The sequence below is a fragment of the Streptomyces sp. NBC_01255 genome (assembly GCF_036226445.1).
GTDB lineage: Bacteria > Actinomycetota > Actinomycetes > Streptomycetales > Streptomycetaceae > Streptomyces.
The window spans coordinates 4,408,395-4,424,815 of the sequence record NZ_CP108474.1; the positions used below are offsets into that span (position 1 = coordinate 4,408,395).

The following is a 16,421-nucleotide window of genomic DNA, read 5'->3' on the forward strand; positions in this document are numbered from 1 at the left end:
AACCCTGTGGATAACCGAGGTGGGCCGATCGGGATCGGGGCGGGATGGACGCGGACGTCGAAAGGGACATCGACGCGGACGTCGAAAGGGACATCGACGCGGACGTCGAAACGGACGCTGACGCGGTGACGAACGGCCCGTCCGCGGCGACGCCGGCCGGCAGCGGGATCATGGCCCTGTCGCTGCCCTACCAGGTCGTCGCCGCCGTGGCGCTCGCCGTGGCCGGCGTCTTCGTCTGCGTCCACCTGGCGATGGTGTTCCTGCACGTCGCACCGTCCAACACGCTCACCAAGCGGCACGGCCAGGCCGTCGACGACTGGATCTACCCCGAGTTCGAACAGAACTGGAAGCTCTTCGCGCCCAACCCGCTCCAGCAGAACGTCTCCGTCGAGGTCCGCGCCGAGGTCGTCACCACCGGTGACGGCCGCCGCACCACCGGCTGGATCGACCTCACCGCCCAGGACGCCGCGGCGATCCGCCACAACCCGCTGCCCAGCCACACACAGCAGAACGAGCTCCGCAGGGCCGTGGACTTCTACCTGAACTCGCACGCCGACGACGGCAGCCCCAACGGGACGCGCGGTCACCTCTCGGAGGAGTACATGCGCCGGATCGCGATGCTCCGGCTCGACGGCCTCGCCTCCCTCGACGGGGCCGACGTGCGACGGGTCCAGCTGCGCGCGGTCACCCGGCCCGTACCCGCGCCCCGGTGGAGCACCGAGAAGAACGAGGTCACCCCCTCCTACCGCGACTTCCCCTGGTGGAAGGTGACCGACGCCGACCGGCCGGACGGCGCGTCCCGGAGCCGTACGGACGCCGTCGGCCCGAGCCGTGGGGAGGCGGGTCGATGAGCGGTCCCACCAGCACGCGCGCGCGGACGCGTGAGCCCTTCGACCGGCGGATCGCCCGCGCCGTCCAGGCCGTCACCGGCCGCGCGCTCGGCCCGCACCAGACCGCGATCGTGCGGATCGGCTTCTCGCTGACCTGGCTGGTCTTCCTGCTGCGCGAGCTGCCGCACCGGCACGAGATGTACGGGCCCGACGGCCCGTGGTCCTGGGAGCTGGCGAGCCGGCTGATCGCCGACAACCGGGCCTTCACCGTGCTGATGTGGTCGGACGGACGGGTCTGGTTCGAGCTCGTCTACGGGCTCGCGGTGCTCTCCGCCGCCCTGCTCCTCGTCGGCTGGCACACCCGGGCCGTGTCGGTGGTCTTCATGGTCGGGGTCCTCTCGCTGCAGAACCGGTCCGTCTTCCTCGGCGACGGCGGCGACAACGTCCTCCACCTCGCCGCGATCTACCTCGTCCTGACCCGCTGCGGCCAGGTGTGGTCCCTCGACGCCAGGAGGGCCGCCCGCAGGGCCGTCCGAGGGGCTCGTGAGGACGTCGTCGGCCCGCTGCTGTGGATCGTGCTCGGCGGCTTCCTGCTCGCCACCACCTGGTTCAGCGACGTCACCGGAGAGTGGTGGCTGCCGGTGCTGCTGTGGGTGCTGTGGCTCGGGCACGGGCTGTGGTGGCTGGTCTGCCGGCTCGCGCCCGGGGAGCCGCGCACCCTGCTCGACGTCCTCGCCAACCTCACGCACAACGCCGCCCTCGTCGTGATCATGGCCGAGGTCTGTCTGATCTACGCCACGGCCGGCTGGTACAAGATCCAGGGCTCGCGCTGGCAGGACGGCACCGCCCTCTACTACCCGCTCCACCTGGACTACTTCTCGCCCTGGCCCGCGCTCTCCGAGCTGCTCGCCTCCAGCGGGATCATGGTGATGCTGCTGACCTACGGCACGGTGATCGTGCAGGTCGCCTTCCCGTTCACGCTCTTCCACCGCAAGGTGAAGAACGTCCTGCTGGTCGCGATGATGCTGGAGCACGCCGGGATCGCCCTGCTCCTCGGGCTGCCGGTCTTCTCCCTCGCGATGATCTCCGCCGACGCGGTGTTCCTGCCGACGGCCTTCCTGGTGGCCCTCGGCGCACGGGCCGCGCGGGGCAGGGACCGGCTGCTGGGACGGCGGCGGTCCGCCGGAGCGCTGCCCGAGCAGCGCCGTACGGGTGAGGAGCACGGCCCCCGTACCCTCGTCGGGTGAGCACCACCGAAGAGAATCCCCGAGCCGAGGCGGCTGAGGCAGTCGACGTGGCTGACGCGGTCGACGTGGCCGAGCCGGCTCAGTACGACGAGGGGTTCGGCCCCGAGATCGGCGTCGGGCCGCACCCGGAGCCGTGGCCGGAGGGCGAGCGGTACGACCCCGAGCTGCTCGCCGGCGGCGACCGGCGCAATGTCGTGGACCACTACCGGTACTGGACGCGGGAGGCGATCGTCGCCGACCTCGACACCCACCGTCACGACTTCCACGTGGCCGTGGAGAACTGGGGCCACGACTTCAACATCGGCTCGGTCGTACGGACCGCCAACGCCTTCCTCGCGAAGGAGGTCCACATCGTGGGCCGACGGCGCTGGAACCGGCGGGGCGCCATGGTCACCGACCGCTACCAGCACGTCCGCCACCACCCGGACACCGAGTCGCTGACCGCGTGGGCGGCGGCCGAGGGCCTGCCGATCATCGGGATCGACAACCTCCCGGGCGCGGTGCCGCTGGAGCGGACCGTGCTGCCGCGCCGCTGTGTGCTGCTCTTCGGACAGGAGGGCCCGGGGCTCACGGACGAGGCTCGCGCCCGCGTGGAGACGGTCTGCTCGATCGCCCAGTTCGGCTCGACCCGGTCGATCAACGCCGGTGCGGCCGCCGCGATCGCCATGCACGCGTGGGTGCAGCGGTACGCGGAGATCGACAGCCCGCAGGGGGGCGTGGAGGCCCCGTAGGGCCCCCACGCGCCTGGGTCAGGCCTGGCGGCGGACCTCCACCACCCGGAAGCGGTTCGAGACGAAGGCGCCGTCGCACAGCGCCGCGTTCGCCGCGGGGTTGCCGCCGGAGCCGTGGAAGTCGGAGAACGCCGCCGTCTGGTTGACGTACACCCCGCCCGTGAGGTTCAGCGAGAGCTGCGCCGACTCCTCCAGGCAGACCTCCTCGACCGCACGCTCGGTTTCGGCCGAGGTCGTGTACGCGCCGACCGTCATCGCGCCCTTCTCGCGGACCGTGCGCCGCAGCAGCTCCAGGGCGTCGGCGGTGGAGTCCACCGAGACGGCGAAGGAGACCGGGCCGAAGCACTCGGAGAAGTACGCGGCCTGGGCGTCCGGCTTGGAGCCGTCCAGCTTCACGATGACCGGGGTACGGACCACGGCGTCCGGGAAGTCGGGGTTGACGACCTCACGGGACGCGAGCGCCACCTCGCCGAGGCCGGCGGCCGCCTCCAGACGCGCCTTCACGTCCGGGTTGACCAGCGCGCCGAGCAGACCGTTCGCCCGGGCGTCGTCGCCGAGCAGGCCGCCGACCGCCGCCGCGAGGTCGGCGACGACCTCGTCGTACGCCTTGGGGCCCTGATCGGTGGTGATGCCGTCGCGGGGGATCAGCAGGTTCTGCGGGGTCGTGCACATCTGGCCGCTGTACAGCGACAGCGAGAACGCCAGGTTGGCCAGCATGCCCTTGTAGTCGTCGGTCGAGTCGACCACGACCGTGTTGACCCCGGCCTTCTCCGTGTAGACCTGCGCCTGGCGGGCGTTGGCCTCCAGCCAGTCGCCGAAGGCGGTCGAGCCGGTGTAGTCGATGATCCGGACCTCGGGCCGCACGGCCAGGGTCTTGGCGATGCCCTCGCCCGGGCGCTCGACCGCGAGCGCGACGAGGTTCGGGTCGAAGCCGGACTCGGCGAGCACCTCGCGGGCGACGCTGACAGTGAGCGCGAGCGGCAGGACGGCGCGCGGGTGGGGCTTGACCAGGACCGGGTTGCCGGTCGCCAGCGAGGCGAACAGGCCCGGGTAGCCGTTCCACGTGGGGAAGGTGTTGCAGCCGATCACCAGGGCGATGCCGCGGCCGACCGGGGTGAACTCCTTGGACAGCTCCAGCGGGTCGCGCTTGCCCTGGGGCTTGGACCAGCCGGACCGCCCGGCGGGGGTGCGGGTCTGCTCCTCGTACGCGTACGCCACGGCCTCCAGGCCGCGGTCCTGGGCGTGCGGGCCGCCGGCCTGGAACGCCATCATGAACGCCTGTCCGCTGGTGTGCATGACGGCGTGGGCGAACTCGTGGGTGCGGGCCGAGATCCGGGACAGGATCTCCAGGCAGACGAGCGCGCGGGTCTCCGCCCCGGCGTCGCGCCAGGCGGCCGTGCCCGCGCGCATCGCGGGCAGCAGGACGTCGATGTCGGCGTGCGGGTACTCGATGCCGAGCTCCGGGCCGTACGGCGAGACCTCGCCGCCGGTCCAGCCGTCCGTGCCGGGCTGGTCGAGCTCGAAGCGGGTGTTCAGCAGGGCCTTGTGGGCGGCGAGGCCGGCCGCCGCGTCGAGCGAGCCGTCCTCCCCGTAGGCCTTCGGGTGCTCGGGGTACGGCGACCAGTAGGCGCGGGTGCGGATCGTGGCGAGTGCCTGATCGAGCGTGGACCGGTGCTTCTCGGCCAGACGGTCGGTGGTCGGCAGAGCGGTGGCCATGGATGGACCAACTCCTCGTCGAGCTGGGCAGGGAGACGCGTACGGAGTTAGAGTAACCGAACGATCGGTCGGGACAAGGGGGTCCGCCGATCCTGTGGAAAACCCATCGGGGAGGATCACTCCTATGAGCGCCAACGTGACCGTCAGGGGGAGCGACGACGTGACCGCCAGTGAGCCGACCGCCCTCGCACAGGACCGCACCGTCGCCGTCGTCGGCACCGGCACCATGGGCCAGGGGATCGCCCAGGTCGCGCTGGTCGCCGGCCATCCCGTACGGCTCTACGACAGCGCCCCCGGCCGGGCCGGGGAGGCCGTGGCCGCCCTCGCCGCCCGCCTGGACCGGCTCGTGGAGAAGGGCCGCCTGGACGCCGCCGCGCGCGAGGCGGCCGCCGGCCGGCTGCACGCGGCGGAGGACCTCGCCGAGCTCGCGGACGCGGCGCTCGTCGTCGAGGCGATCGTCGAGAACCTCGCCGTCAAACAGCAGCTCTTCGCCGACCTGGAGAAGGTCGTCGGCGACGACACCGTCCTCGCCACGAACACCTCCTCCCTCTCCGTCACCGCGATCGCGGGCGGGCTGCGCCTGCCCGGCCGGTTCGTCGGACTCCACTTCTTCAACCCGGCGCCGCTGCTCCCGCTCGTCGAGGTCGTCAGCGGCTTCGCCACCGACGCGGACGTCGCCACGCGCGCGTACGAGACGATGAAGGGCTGGGGCAAGACGCCGGTGCGCTGCGCGGACACCCCCGGCTTCATCGTGAACCGGGTCGCGCGCCCCTTCTACGCGGAGGCGCTGCGGGTCTACGAGGAGGGCGCGGCCGACCCCGCCACCATCGACGCCGCCCTGCGCGAGTGCGGCGGCTTCCGCATGGGGCCCTTCGAGCTCACGGACCTCATCGGGCAGGACGTGAACGAGGCCGTCACCCGCTCGGTCTGGGAGTCCTTCTACCAGGACCCGAAGTTCACGCCGTCGCTCGCGCAGCGGCGGCTCGTGGAGTCGGGGAGGCTCGGCCGCAAGTCGGGGCAGGGCTGGTTCTCGTACGAGGAGGGCGCCGAGCGGCCCGAGCCGCACAACGCGCCGCCGGCCGAGGCGCCCGCGCGGATCGTCGTCCGTGGCGACCTGGGGCCCGCCGAGCCGCTGGCGGGCCTCTTCGAGGAGGCGGGGATCAAGGTACGGCGCAAGGGCGGTGACGGGTTCATCGTGCTGCCCGGCGGCGGCCAGCTCGTCCTCGCGGACGGCGAGACCGCCTTCGAGTACTTCAGCGACGAGATCATCTACTTCGATCTCGCGCTCGACTACGCGCGAGCGACCCGGATCGTGCTCTCCACCGGGGAGCGGACCTCGCCCGAGGTCCTCGCGGAGGCCGTGGGCCTCTTCCAGGCGCTCGGCAAGCAGGTGTCCGTGATCGGTGACGTGCCCGGCATGATCGTCGCCCGTACGGTCGCGATGCTGGCCGATCTGGCGGCCGACGCGGTCGACCGGGGCGTCGCCACCGCCGAGGACGTGGACACGGCGATGAGGCTCGGGGTCAACTACCCCGCCGGCCCCTTGGAGTGGGCCGAGAAGGTGGGGCACATGCGTGTGTGCGACCTGCTGTCGGAGATGAACAAGCGCTACCCGACGGGGCGGTACGCGCCGTGCCTGGCCTCCGCCCGCAAGGGAAGCGCCGATGCGGCCCGGATAGGAAAGGAAGGCCGATGACGACGGCGAAGCGCGACACGTACACCCCGGAGACGCTGCTCTCGGTCGCCGTACGGGTCTTCAACGAGCGCGGCTACGACGGCACCTCCATGGAGCACCTGTCCAAGGCGGCGGGGATCTCCAAGTCGTCGATCTACCACCACGTGTCCGGCAAGGAGGAGCTGCTGCGGCGCGCGGTCAGCCGGGCGCTCGACGGGCTCTTCGCGGTGCTCGACGAGCCGGGAGCGGTACGCGGCCGGGCCGTCGAGCGGGTCGAGTACGTCACGCGCCGGACCGTGGAGGTGCTGATCGCGGAGCTGCCGTACGTGACGCTGCTGCTGCGGGTGCGGGGCAACACCGCGACCGAGCGGTGGGCGATGGAGCGGCGGCGCGAGTTCGACCACCGGGTGGCCGAGCTGCTGAAGGCCGCGGCGGCGGAGGGCGACCTGCGGGCGGACGTGGACATACGGCTGGCGACCCGGCTGCTCTTCGGCATGATCAACTCGCTGGTGGAGTGGTACCGGCCGCATCCCGACGCGGTGGGCGAGCGGGAGCAGCTCGCCGAGACCGTCGCGCATCTGGCGTTCGACGGGCTGCGGACGGCCCGCTGAGCGAGCGTGGACGGCTTGTGGACGGCCCCTACGGGGGCCGTCCTGCTTTTCGGGCGGTCAGAGGCGGTGGTCGGTGTTGAGGTCCGTCTCCTCGAAGACCAGCAGGGTGCGGGTCGACAGCACTTCGGGGATCGACTGGAGCCGGGTGAGTACCAGCTCGCGCAGTGTCCGGTTGTCCGGGGTGTGCACGAGCAGCAGCACATCGAAATCACCGCTGACCAGCGCGATGTGCGTGGCGCCCGGGAGCGCCCTGAGCTGCTCGCGGACCGTCCGCCAGGAGTTCTGGACGATCTTGAGCGTGATGTAGGCGGAGGCGCCGTGTCCCGCCCGTTCGTGGTTGACGCGGGCGCTGAAGCCGCGGATCACGCCGTCGTCGATGAGCCGGTTGATCCGTGCGTAGGCGTTGGCCCGGGACACGTGCACCCGCTCGGCCACGGAGCGTACCGAGGCGCGGCCGTCCGTTTGCAGCAACCTCAGGATGTCGCGGTCGATCGCGTCCAGTGGGCGTGGCGGAGGGGCGCCCGTCGGCGTGCCGATCGGTGCGCTGAGGGCCTCTTCGGGCACCTCGCCCTCGGTCCCGCCGTGGGGCCTGCCGAGTGCCTCGTTCAATGCCCCGCCCAGTGCCTCGCCCGGTGTGCTGCCGGGTGCTCCGCCCGTGGTGCCGGCCGGAGCCCCGCTCCGGTCGACGGCCATTTGTTCTTCCGCCATGTCCCCCCGCCTCTCTCCGGTGGACGACCTGCTCCTATCCCAGGCTGTGGAGAACCGTTTGTCCACAGGCTGGAGGTGCCTGTAGCCAAAATGCCTCCACGACCGAACAATCGGTAGGTGAGGCGCGCCACACTCGCGCCACCCGCCTTCGGGTCTTATGCCCGCTCCCACGAGGAGGTGGACTCGTTGCAACAGCGCAGTTCGACAGTCCAAGAGCCGCCCGGTGCCGTTCCCGCCTACCGGCCCACCCCGCCGCCGGCGTGGCAGCCGCGTACCGACCCTGGCCCGCTGCTGCCCGACGCCGAGCCGCTGCGCGTGCTCGGCACGGACGCCGTGGCCGATGCCGACCCCGCGCTGCTGCTCCGGCTGTACGCGGAGCTGATCCGCGGCCGTCGGTACAACACGCAGGCCACCGCTCTCACCAAGCAGGGCCGGCTCGCCGTGTACCCGTCCACCACCGGCCAGGAGGCGTGCGAGGTCGCCGCCGCCCTGGCCCTGGAGGAGCGGGACTGGCTCTTCCCCTCGTACCGCGACACCCTCGCGGCGGTCGCCCGCGGCCTCGACCCCGTGCAGGCGCTGACGCTGCTGCGCGGCGACTGGCACACCGGGTACGACCCGCGCGAGCACCGCATCGCGCCGCTCTGCACCCCGCTGGCCACCCAGCTCCCGCACGCGGTGGGCCTCGCCCACGCCGCCCGCCTCAAGGGGGACGACGTGGTCGCCCTCGCCATGGTCGGCGACGGCGGCACCAGCGAGGGCGACTTCCACGAGGCGCTGAACTTCGCGGCCGTCTGGCAGGCCCCCGTGGTCTTCTTCGTGCAGAACAACGGCTTCGCGATCTCCGTGCCGCTGGCCAAGCAGACCGCCGCCCCCTCCCTGGCCCACAAGGCCGTCGGATACGGGATGCCGGGCCGGCTGGTCGACGGCAACGACGCGGTGGCCGTGCACCAGGTGCTGACCGAGGCCGTGGCACGCGCGCGGCGCGGCGGCGGCCCCACCCTCGTCGAGGCGATCACCTACCGGATCGACGCCCACACCAACGCCGACGACGCCACCCGCTACCGCGCCGCCGGCGAGGTCGAGACCTGGCGGGCACACGACCCGATCCTGATCCTCGAACGGGAACTGACCGAGCGTGGCCTGCTCGACGAGGACGGCAGGCGCGCGGCGGCCGAGGCCGCCGAGACGATGGCGGCGGAGCTGCGCGAACGGATGAACGCCGACCCGGTGCTCGACCCGATGGAGCTCTTCTCCCACGTGTACGCCGAGCAGACGACGCAGCTGCGCGAACAGGCGGCGCAGCTGCGCGCCGAGCTCGAAGCCGAGGGTGAGGCGTGATGACGACCGCGACGACCGGCCCCACGGCGGCCAAGGCGGCCAAGGCCGCCGGTGCCGCCGGGAAGCCCAAGCCCGCGACGATGGCGCAGGCGCTCCAGCGCGCCATGCGCGACGCGATGGCCGAGGACCCGACCGTCCATGTGATGGGCGAGGACGTCGGCACGCTCGGCGGTGTCTTCCGGGTCACCGACGGGCTCGCCAAGGAGTTCGGCGAGGACCGCTGCACCGACACCCCGCTGGCCGAGGCGGGCATCCTCGGCGCGGCCGTCGGCATGGCCATGTACGGCCTGCGGCCGGTCGTCGAGATGCAGTTCGACGCCTTCGCCTACCCGGCGTTCGAGCAGCTGATCTCGCACGTGGCGAAGATGCGGAACCGCACGCGCGGCGCCATGCCGATGCCGATCGTCATCCGTGTCCCGTACGGCGGCGGGATCGGCGGGGTCGAGCACCACAGTGACTCCTCCGAGGCCTACTACATGGCCACCCCCGGCCTGCACGTCGTCACCCCGGCGACCGTCGAGGACGCCTACGGGCTGCTGCGCGCGGCCATCGCCTCCGACGACCCGGTGGTCTTCCTCGAGCCCAAGCGGCTCTACTGGTCGAAGTCCGACTGGTCGCCCGAGGCGCCCGCGCCCGTCGAGCCGATCGGCAAGGCGGTCGTACGGCGGCGGGGCACCGGCGCCACCCTGATCACCTACGGCCCGTCGGTTCCGGTCTGCCTGGAGGCGGCGGAGGCCGCCCAGGCCGAGGGCTGGGACCTGGAGGTCGTCGACCTGCGCTCGCTCGTGCCGTTCGACGACGAGACCGTCTGCGCCTCGGTACGGCGCACGGGCCGGGCGGTCGTGGTCCACGAGTCGACCGGTTTCGCCGGCCCCGGCGCGGAGATCGCCGCGCGCGTCATGGAGCGCTGCTTCCACCACCTGGAGGCGCCGGTGCTGCGGGTCGCGGGCTTCGACATCCCGTACCCGCCGCCGATGCTGGAGCGGCACCATCTGCCCGGCGTGGACCGTGTCCTGGACGCGGTGGCACGGCTTCAGTGGGAGGCGCAGAGCTGATGGCCCAGGTGCTCGAATTCAAGCTGCCCGACCTCGGCGAGGGTCTCACCGAGGCCGAGATCGTCCGCTGGCTCGTCGCCGTCGGCGACGTCGTCGCCATCGACCAGCCGGTCGTCGAGGTCGAGACGGCCAAGGCCATGGTCGAGGTGCCCTGCCCGTACGGCGGCGTCGTCACCGCCCGGTACGGCGAGGAGGGCACCGAACTGCCCGTCGGCGCGCCGCTCCTGACGGTCGCGGTGGGCGGTACGGGTGCGCCGGAGGAGCTCGCGGAGGCTGCTCCGGAAGCGGCCCTCACGGCGGGTGGGTCCGCCGCCGAGTCCGCCGTCTCCTCGGAGCACTCGGGCAACGTGCTCGTGGGCTACGGCACGGCGGGGCCCGCCGCCCGGCGCCGACGGGTGCAGCACGCGAGCCCGACGGCCGCCCAGGCTCCGGCCGCCGTCTCCGCACCCGCACCCGCGGCCGTCGTGGCAGCGGTTCCGGCGTCCGCCGAGCCCGCGGGCCCGGTGCCGGTCATCTCGCCGCTCGTACGGAAGCTGGCCCGGGACCGGGGACTCGACCTGCGGGAGGTACGCGGATCGGGGCCCGAGGGTCTGATCCTGCGGGCGGACGTGGAGCTGGCGCTCGCGGCCCTGGACCGGCCGGTCGCCGCCCCGACGCCCGCCGCGAGCCCCGCAGTGACTCCTGTCGCGGCGGTCGGCGAGCGGATTCCGCTGCGCGGGCTCCGCGGCGTGGTGGCGGACAAGCTCTCGCGCAGCCGTACGGAGATTCCGGACGCGACCTGCTGGGTCGACGCCGACGCGACCGAGCTGATGGCGGCCCGGCGCGCGATGAACTCGGCGGGCGGGCCGAAGATCTCGCTGCTCGCGCTCCTCGCCCGGATCTGCGCCCACGCCCTGGCCCGGTTCCCCGAGCTCAACTCCACGGTGGACACGGCCGCCCGGGAGATCGTCCGGCTGCCGGCCGTGCACCTCGGCTTCGCCGCCCAGACCCCGCGCGGTCTGGTCGTCCCGGTGGTCAGGGACGCGGGGACGCGGACGGCCGAGTCGCTCACGGCGGAGTTCGCCCGGCTCACGGAGTCCGCCCGGCAGGGCACGCTCACGCCGGCCGATCTGACGGGCGGCACGTTCACCCTGAACAACTACGGGGTGTTCGGGGTCGACGGCTCCACGCCGATCATCAACCACCCCGAGGCCGCGATGCTCGGTGTCGGCCGGATCATCCCCAAGCCCTGGGTCCACCAGGGCGAACTGGCCGTCCGTCAGGTGGTGCAGCTCTCGCTCACCTTCGACCACCGCGTCTGCGACGGCGGCACGGCGGGCGGCTTCCTGCGGTACGTGGCGGACTGCGTCGAACAGCCCGCGGTCCTGCTCCGTACGGTCTGACACCCCGTCCGGCCGGCCCGGCCCGTCTCTTGTGAGGGGACGGGCCGGACGTCCGCGGTGCCCGGCGGCCCATACTGCTGGGGTGACCACCGCATACGACGCCGTCGTGCTCGCCGGGGGCGCCGCCAGGCGCCTCGGCGGCTCCGACAAGCCCGGGGTACGGGTAGGGGGCCGGACACTCCTCGACAGGGTGCTCGCGGCCTGCCCCGACGCCGGCCGGACCGTGGTCGTCGGGGACCCCCGCCCGACCGCCCGCCCCGTCCGCTGGACCAGGGAGGAGCCGCCCGGCGGCGGCCCGGTGCCCGCCGTCGCCGCCGGCGTGCGCGAGACGGACGCCGACGTCCTCCTCGTCTTCTCCGCCGACCTGCCCTTCCTCGGCCAGGACACCGTCCGGCGCCTCCTGGAAGAGCTCGCCGGGGCACCCGACGCGGAAGCCGCCGTCCTCACCGACGAAGACGGCCGGGACCAGCCGCTCGTCGCCGCGTACCGGACCGGGCCGCTCGTCCGCGAACTGACCCGGCTCACGCACGACCACCGCGGACTGGCCCACATGCCGCTGCGGTACCTCACGGACGGGCTTCGCCTCACCCGGGTCGCCGCAGGGCCGCTCGCCTCCTTCGACTGCGACACCTGGGAGGACATCGCCACAGCCCGGGCCCGCGTCAGGGAGCATGGGACCGTGCTGGACGAATGGATCACCGCAGTCAAGGACGAACTGGGCATCGAGCTGGACGTCGACACCGGCGTGCTGCTCGACCTGGCCCGTGACGCCGCCCACGGAGTGGCCCGCCCCGCCGCGCCCCTGACCACCTTCCTGGTCGGCTACGCGGCGGCGAGCGCGGGTGCTGCCGGGGGCGGCCCCGAGGCGGTCGCCGAGGCGGCCCGCAAGGCGGCGGAGCTCGCCAAGCGCTGGGCCGCCGAACAGGACGAGGCCGGATGACCCTCAAGGAGTCCGCCCTCGTGGCCCCCGACACCGCTCCCCGCCCACAGGCGGCCGAGGAGCCGCACCGCGCCACCGCCTGGCCCGCGGCGCGGACAGCTGCCGCCGAAGCCGGCGCCGCGGCCCGCGCCGGACAGATCGGTCAGGCGAGGAAAGCCGGGCACGCCGGTCAGGCCAGTCAGGCCGGGCACGGTGTGCGGGAGCCGCTGGCTGTTCCTCTCGGCGTGGCGCTCGGCCGGGTCCTCGCGGGGCCGCTCCTGGCCCTCACCGACCTGCCCTCCTTCGACACCTCCGCCATGGACGGCTGGGCGGTCGCCGGGCCGGGCCCCTGGACGGTGCGTGAAGAAGGCGCCGTCCTCGCGGGCCACGCCCCCGCGGCCGTACTGGCCGACGGCGAGGCCGTACGGATCGCCACCGGAGCCCGCGTCCCGGCCGGGACGACCGCGGTCATCCGGAGCGAGCACTCCCGCACCGAGCAGAGCGGTGTGAAGCCCGGCCCGCTCCTGCACACCCTGCACGCCCTGCGCGAGGTGCGGCCCCGGCAGGACATCCGCCCCCGGGGCCAGGAGTGCCGCGCCGGAGACCGGCTGCTCCCCGCGGGCTCCGCCGTCACCCCGGCCGTCCTCGGTCTCGCAGCGGCCGCAGGCTACGACACCTTGCCCGTCCTCCCCCGCCCCCGCGTGGAGATCCTGGTCCTCGGCGACGAGCTGCTCACGACGGGACTCCCCCACGAGGGGCTCATCCGTGACGCCCTCGGCCCGATGCTCGGACCCTGGCTGGAGGCGCTCGGCGCCGAGGTCCTCGCCACGCGCCGGATCGGCGACGACGCCGAGGAGCTGTACACCGCCGTCACCGGCTCCACCGCCGACCTGCTGATCACCACCGGGGGGACCGCCGCCGGGCCCGTCGACCATCTGCATCGCGTGCTCGACGCGGCGGGCGCCACCCTCCTCGTCGACGGGGTGAAGGTACGGCCCGGCCACCCGATGCTCCTCGCCCGGCTCGCGGGCACGGACCCCCGCCATCTCGTCGGGCTCCCCGGCAACCCGCTCGCGGCGGTCTCCGGGCTCCTCACCCTCGCCGAGCCGCTGCTCGCCGCCCTCGCCGGGTACTCCCGGGCGCCGCACGGCGCACCCGGCGTGGCCGCCGTCGAGGACGAGGTCCAGGGGCACCCCCACGACACCCGGCTCGTCCCGGTCGTCCGCCGCGCCGACCGGGCCGTCCCGCTGCACTACAACGGACCGGCCATGCTCCGTGGCATCGCCGCGGCCGACGGCCTGGCGGTCGTCCCGCCCGGTGGTGCCCGATCGGGGCAACAACTGGAGATCCTCGGCCTTCCCTGGCCGACACCGGCGGGGGACGCCCCGGCCGAAGGAGTGTGTTTCACGTGAAACTTCCCAGCCGTGACGTGATGGCCCGCAACGCGGACGAGCGGATCGCGGGTCCCCAGATCCGGCTGCCCCGCCGAGTCGTCGAGAAGCCGCTGCGCCAGGTCGGCAAGCGGCTGCTCATGGCGCTCGGCGTGCTCCTCTTGACGGTGCTCATCGTCTACGTCGACCGCGACGGCTATCACGACAACGCCGATGAGACGCTCGACTTCCTCGACTGCGTCTACTACGCGACCGTGACGCTCTCCACCACCGGCTACGGCGACATCGTCCCGTACAGCGACACGGCGCGGCTCGCCAACATCCTGCTGGTCACGCCCCTGCGCGTGCTGTTCCTGATCATCCTGGTCGGTACCACTCTCGAGGTCCTCACGGAGAGGACCCGGGAGGAGTTCCGGCTGAATCGCTGGAGGTCCACCTTGCGCGACCACACCGTCATCGTCGGCTTCGGCACCAAGGGACGGTCCGCGATCCAGACCCTCTGCGCCACCGGTCTCCACAAGGACCAGATCGTCATCGTCGACCCCTCCAACAAGGTGATCGAGACGGCGAACGCGGACGGCTTCGTCGGTGTCGTCGGCGATGCGACGCGCAGCGACGTGCTGCTGCGGGCGGAAGTGCAGCGGGCCCGCCAGATCGTCATCGCCACCCAGCGCGACGACACGGCCGTCCTGGTCACCCTGACCGCCCGCCAGCTCAACCGGGGCGCGAAGATCGTCGCCGCGGTCCGCGAGGAGGAGAACGCGCCGCTGCTGCGCCAGTCCGGCGCGGACGCGGTCATCACCAGCGCCAGCGCCGCCGGTCGGCTGCTCGGCCTGTCCGTGCTGAGTCCCAGTGCCGGCACGGTGATGGAGGACCTCATCCAGCAGGGCTCCGGCCTGGACCTCGTCGAGCGTCCGGTGACCAAGGCCGAGGTGGGCAAGAGCGTGCGGGAGACCGAGGACCTCGTGGTGAGCGTGCTCCGTGGCCACCGGCTGCTGGGCTACGACGACAAGGCCGCCAGTCCCCTCCAGCCCACCGACCGGGTGATCACCATCGTGCGCGCCGCGCCGGTGACCCCGCTCACCACGCCACCGCAGGACTGAGGGTGCGGGACCGGGCACCGGCCGCCGGAGTAGCCTCGCCGCCATGTACGCGATCACGATTCCCGAACCCGGCGGTCCCGAGGCACTCGTCTGGGCCGAGGTGCCCGATCCCGTGCCCGGCGAGGGCGAGGTCCTCGTCGAGGTGGTGGCGAGCGCCGTCAACCGCGCCGATCTGCTCCAGCGCCAGGGCTTCTACGACCCGCCGCCGGGCAGTTCCCCGTACCCCGGTCTGGAGTGTTCGGGGCGGATCGCCGCGATCGGGCCGGGGGTGTCCGGCTGGTCCGTCGGCGACGAGGTCTGCGCGCTGCTCGTCGGCGGCGGTTACGCCGAGAAGGTCGTCGTCCCGGTCGGCCAGCTCCTGCCGGTGCCGGAGGGCGTCGACCTGACCACGGCCGCGGCGCTCCCCGAGGTCGCCTGCACGGTCTGGTCCAACATCTTCATGATCGCCCACCTGCGTCCCGGCGAGACGGTGCTCGTGCACGGCGGGGCGAGCGGGATCGGCACGATGGCGATCCAGCTCGCGAAGGCCGTCGGCGCGCGGGTCGCGGTCACGGCCGGGAGCCCCGGGAAACTGGCCCGCTGTGCCGAACTGGGCGCGGACATCCTCATCGACTACCGCGAGCAGGACTTCGTCGAGGAGCTGCACAAGGCGACGGACGGGGCCGGTGCGGACGTCATCCTGGACATCGTCGGCGCCAAGTACCTGGAGCGGAACGTGAAGGCACTGGCCGTCAGCGGCCGGCTGGTGATCATCGGGCTCCAGGGTGGCGTGAAGGGCGAGCTCAACCTGGGGGCGCTGCTCGCCAAGCGTGCGGCGGTCATGGCGACCACGCTGCGTTCCCGCCCGCCGCACGAGAAGGCGGCGATCGTCGCCGCCGTCCGCGAGCACGTCTGGCCGCTGATCGGCGCGGGCACGGTCCGGCCGGTCGTCGACCGTACGGTGCCGATGCCGGAGGCCGCCGAGGCGCATCGGGTGCTGGAGTCCGGCGGTCACGTCGGCAAGGTGCTGCTGCTGGCGCCGCAGGGCTGATCCGCGGGACACGAAGGAGGGGCCCGGCGCATCTCGTGCGCCGGGCCCCTCTTCCGTACCGACCTCGCGGACCTACAGGTACGGCCCCGAGCGGACCGCGTGGCCGTGGCCGCGGTCGTCGTCGTCATCGTCGTGCGAAGCGCCCGGCGGCAGCGCCCGGCGCATCTGCTCCAACTGGGCGCGGGCCGCCATCTGCTGGGCGAACAGCGCCGTCTGGATTCCGTGGAAGAGGCCCTCCAGCCACCCCACCAACTGGGCCTGCGCGATCCGCAGTTCCGCCTCGGAGGGGACCGCCTCGTCCGTGAACGGCAGGGAGAGCCGCTCCAGTTCCTCGACCAGCTCGGGCGCGAGCCCGTCTTCCAGCTCCTTCACGGAGCTGGCGTGGATGTTCTTGAGCCTGACGCGGCTGGCCTCGTCGAGAGGGGCCGCCCGTACTTCCTCCAGGAGCTGCTTGATCATGCTGCCGATGCGCATGACCTTCGCAGGCTGCTCGACCATTTCCGTCACCGGGACCTCGCGGGATTCGTCGTCACCCTGAGTGCCGCCGAGCGCCGTTCCGTCCTGTCCCACGATGAGGACCTGGGGGCTCTCCTGCGACCTGTCATTCCTCGGCATCTCCATGCCGCCATTCTCTCGCACACATGCCTCACCACACGGTGTGCCCCTGTACGAGAGTGATCCACCC

General features: G+C 72.9%; 15 protein-coding genes. 12 read left to right on the forward strand and 3 right to left on the reverse strand.

Going from position 1 to position 16,421, the window contains the following annotated elements; genetic code table 11:
• Positions 1-44 precede the first annotated feature (44 nt).
• The 3 genes from OG357_RS19680 to OG357_RS19690 are packed head-to-tail and all read left to right on the forward strand — an operon-like array spanning position 45 to position 2,808.
• Positions 45-851 (forward strand): DUF5819 family protein, encoded by an 807-nt coding sequence (locus tag OG357_RS19680; RefSeq protein WP_329622386.1) that lies wholly within the window; start codon positions 45-47, stop codon positions 849-851.
• Positions 848-2,077, forward strand: a complete 1,230-nt coding sequence (locus tag OG357_RS19685; RefSeq protein ID WP_329622387.1) for an HTTM domain-containing protein — start codon at positions 848-850, stop codon at positions 2,075-2,077. Before OG357_RS19680 ends, OG357_RS19685 begins: the two co-directional genes overlap by 4 nt.
• Positions 2,078-2,124: 47 nt before the next feature.
• Positions 2,125-2,808 (forward strand): TrmH family RNA methyltransferase, encoded by a 684-nt coding sequence (locus OG357_RS19690; protein ID WP_329625629.1) that lies wholly within the window; start codon positions 2,125-2,127, stop codon positions 2,806-2,808.
• A gap of 18 nt (positions 2,809-2,826) precedes the next feature.
• On the opposite strand, the gene paaN is transcribed toward OG357_RS19690, so the two are convergent.
• Positions 2,827-4,524, reverse strand: coding sequence for a phenylacetic acid degradation protein PaaN (gene paaN / locus OG357_RS19695; RefSeq protein WP_329622388.1), 1,698 nt, complete (start codon positions 4,522-4,524; stop codon positions 2,827-2,829).
• Between the two features lie 124 nt (positions 4,525-4,648).
• Between paaN and OG357_RS19700 the strand changes: the two genes are divergently transcribed.
• Together OG357_RS19700 and OG357_RS19705 are read left to right on the forward strand one after the other, a co-directional pair.
• The gene (locus tag OG357_RS19700) at positions 4,649-6,220 is read left to right on the forward strand and encodes a 3-hydroxyacyl-CoA dehydrogenase (protein WP_329622389.1); all 1,572 of its coding nucleotides are present in this window, start codon (positions 4,649-4,651) and stop codon (positions 6,218-6,220) included.
• On the forward strand, positions 6,217-6,810 hold the full coding sequence (locus tag OG357_RS19705) for a TetR/AcrR family transcriptional regulator (RefSeq protein WP_055642496.1): 594 nt from the start codon (positions 6,217-6,219) through the stop codon (positions 6,808-6,810). The genes OG357_RS19700 and OG357_RS19705 overlap by 4 nt, the downstream gene beginning before the upstream one ends.
• Positions 6,811-6,867: 57 nt before the next feature.
• Here the strand turns inward: OG357_RS19705 and OG357_RS19710 are convergent, their stop codons facing one another.
• Positions 6,868-7,518 carry an Lrp/AsnC family transcriptional regulator gene (locus tag OG357_RS19710; RefSeq protein ID WP_443066702.1) on the reverse strand — a complete coding sequence of 217 codons (651 nt, stop codon included), beginning with the start codon at positions 7,516-7,518 and terminating at the stop codon, positions 6,868-6,870.
• Positions 7,519-7,695: 177 nt separating this feature from the next.
• Between OG357_RS19710 and pdhA the strand changes: the two genes are divergently transcribed.
• The 7 genes from pdhA (at position 7,696) to OG357_RS19745 (ending at position 15,736) form a co-directional block, all read left to right on the forward strand.
• A complete protein-coding gene (gene pdhA, locus OG357_RS19715) occupies positions 7,696-8,856 on the forward strand; it encodes a pyruvate dehydrogenase (acetyl-transferring) E1 component subunit alpha (protein WP_329625631.1) in 1,161 nt (386 codons plus the stop codon).
• Positions 8,856-9,911 carry an alpha-ketoacid dehydrogenase subunit beta gene (locus tag OG357_RS19720; RefSeq protein WP_443066703.1) on the forward strand — a complete coding sequence of 352 codons (1,056 nt, stop codon included), beginning with the start codon at positions 8,856-8,858 and terminating at the stop codon, positions 9,909-9,911. Before pdhA ends, OG357_RS19720 begins: the two co-directional genes overlap by 1 nt.
• Positions 9,911-11,293: a dihydrolipoamide acetyltransferase family protein gene (locus OG357_RS19725; protein WP_329622390.1), complete on the forward strand. Its 1,383-nt coding sequence runs from the start codon at positions 9,911-9,913 to the stop codon at positions 11,291-11,293. Before OG357_RS19720 ends, OG357_RS19725 begins: the two co-directional genes overlap by 1 nt.
• An 82-nt stretch (positions 11,294-11,375) precedes the next feature.
• Positions 11,376-12,233: an NTP transferase domain-containing protein gene (locus OG357_RS19730; RefSeq protein ID WP_329622391.1), complete on the forward strand. Its 858-nt coding sequence runs from the start codon at positions 11,376-11,378 to the stop codon at positions 12,231-12,233.
• On the forward strand, positions 12,230-13,624 hold the full coding sequence (locus tag OG357_RS19735) for a molybdopterin molybdotransferase MoeA (protein WP_329622392.1): 1,395 nt from the start codon (positions 12,230-12,232) through the stop codon (positions 13,622-13,624). The genes OG357_RS19730 and OG357_RS19735 overlap by 4 nt, the downstream gene beginning before the upstream one ends.
• 20 nt (positions 13,625-13,644) lie before the next feature.
• A complete protein-coding gene (locus tag OG357_RS19740) occupies positions 13,645-14,706 on the forward strand; it encodes a potassium channel family protein (protein WP_443066813.1) in 1,062 nt (353 codons plus the stop codon).
• Between the two features lie 43 nt (positions 14,707-14,749).
• Positions 14,750-15,736 (forward strand): NAD(P)H-quinone oxidoreductase, encoded by a 987-nt coding sequence (locus tag OG357_RS19745; protein WP_329622394.1) that lies wholly within the window; start codon positions 14,750-14,752, stop codon positions 15,734-15,736.
• 72 nt (positions 15,737-15,808) lie between these two features.
• Here OG357_RS19745 and OG357_RS19750 read toward each other — a convergent pair whose 3' ends face one another.
• A complete protein-coding gene (locus OG357_RS19750; RefSeq protein ID WP_024760339.1) occupies positions 15,809-16,357 on the reverse strand; it encodes a bacterial proteasome activator family protein in 549 nt (182 codons plus the stop codon).
• Positions 16,358-16,421: the final 64 nt, after the last annotated feature.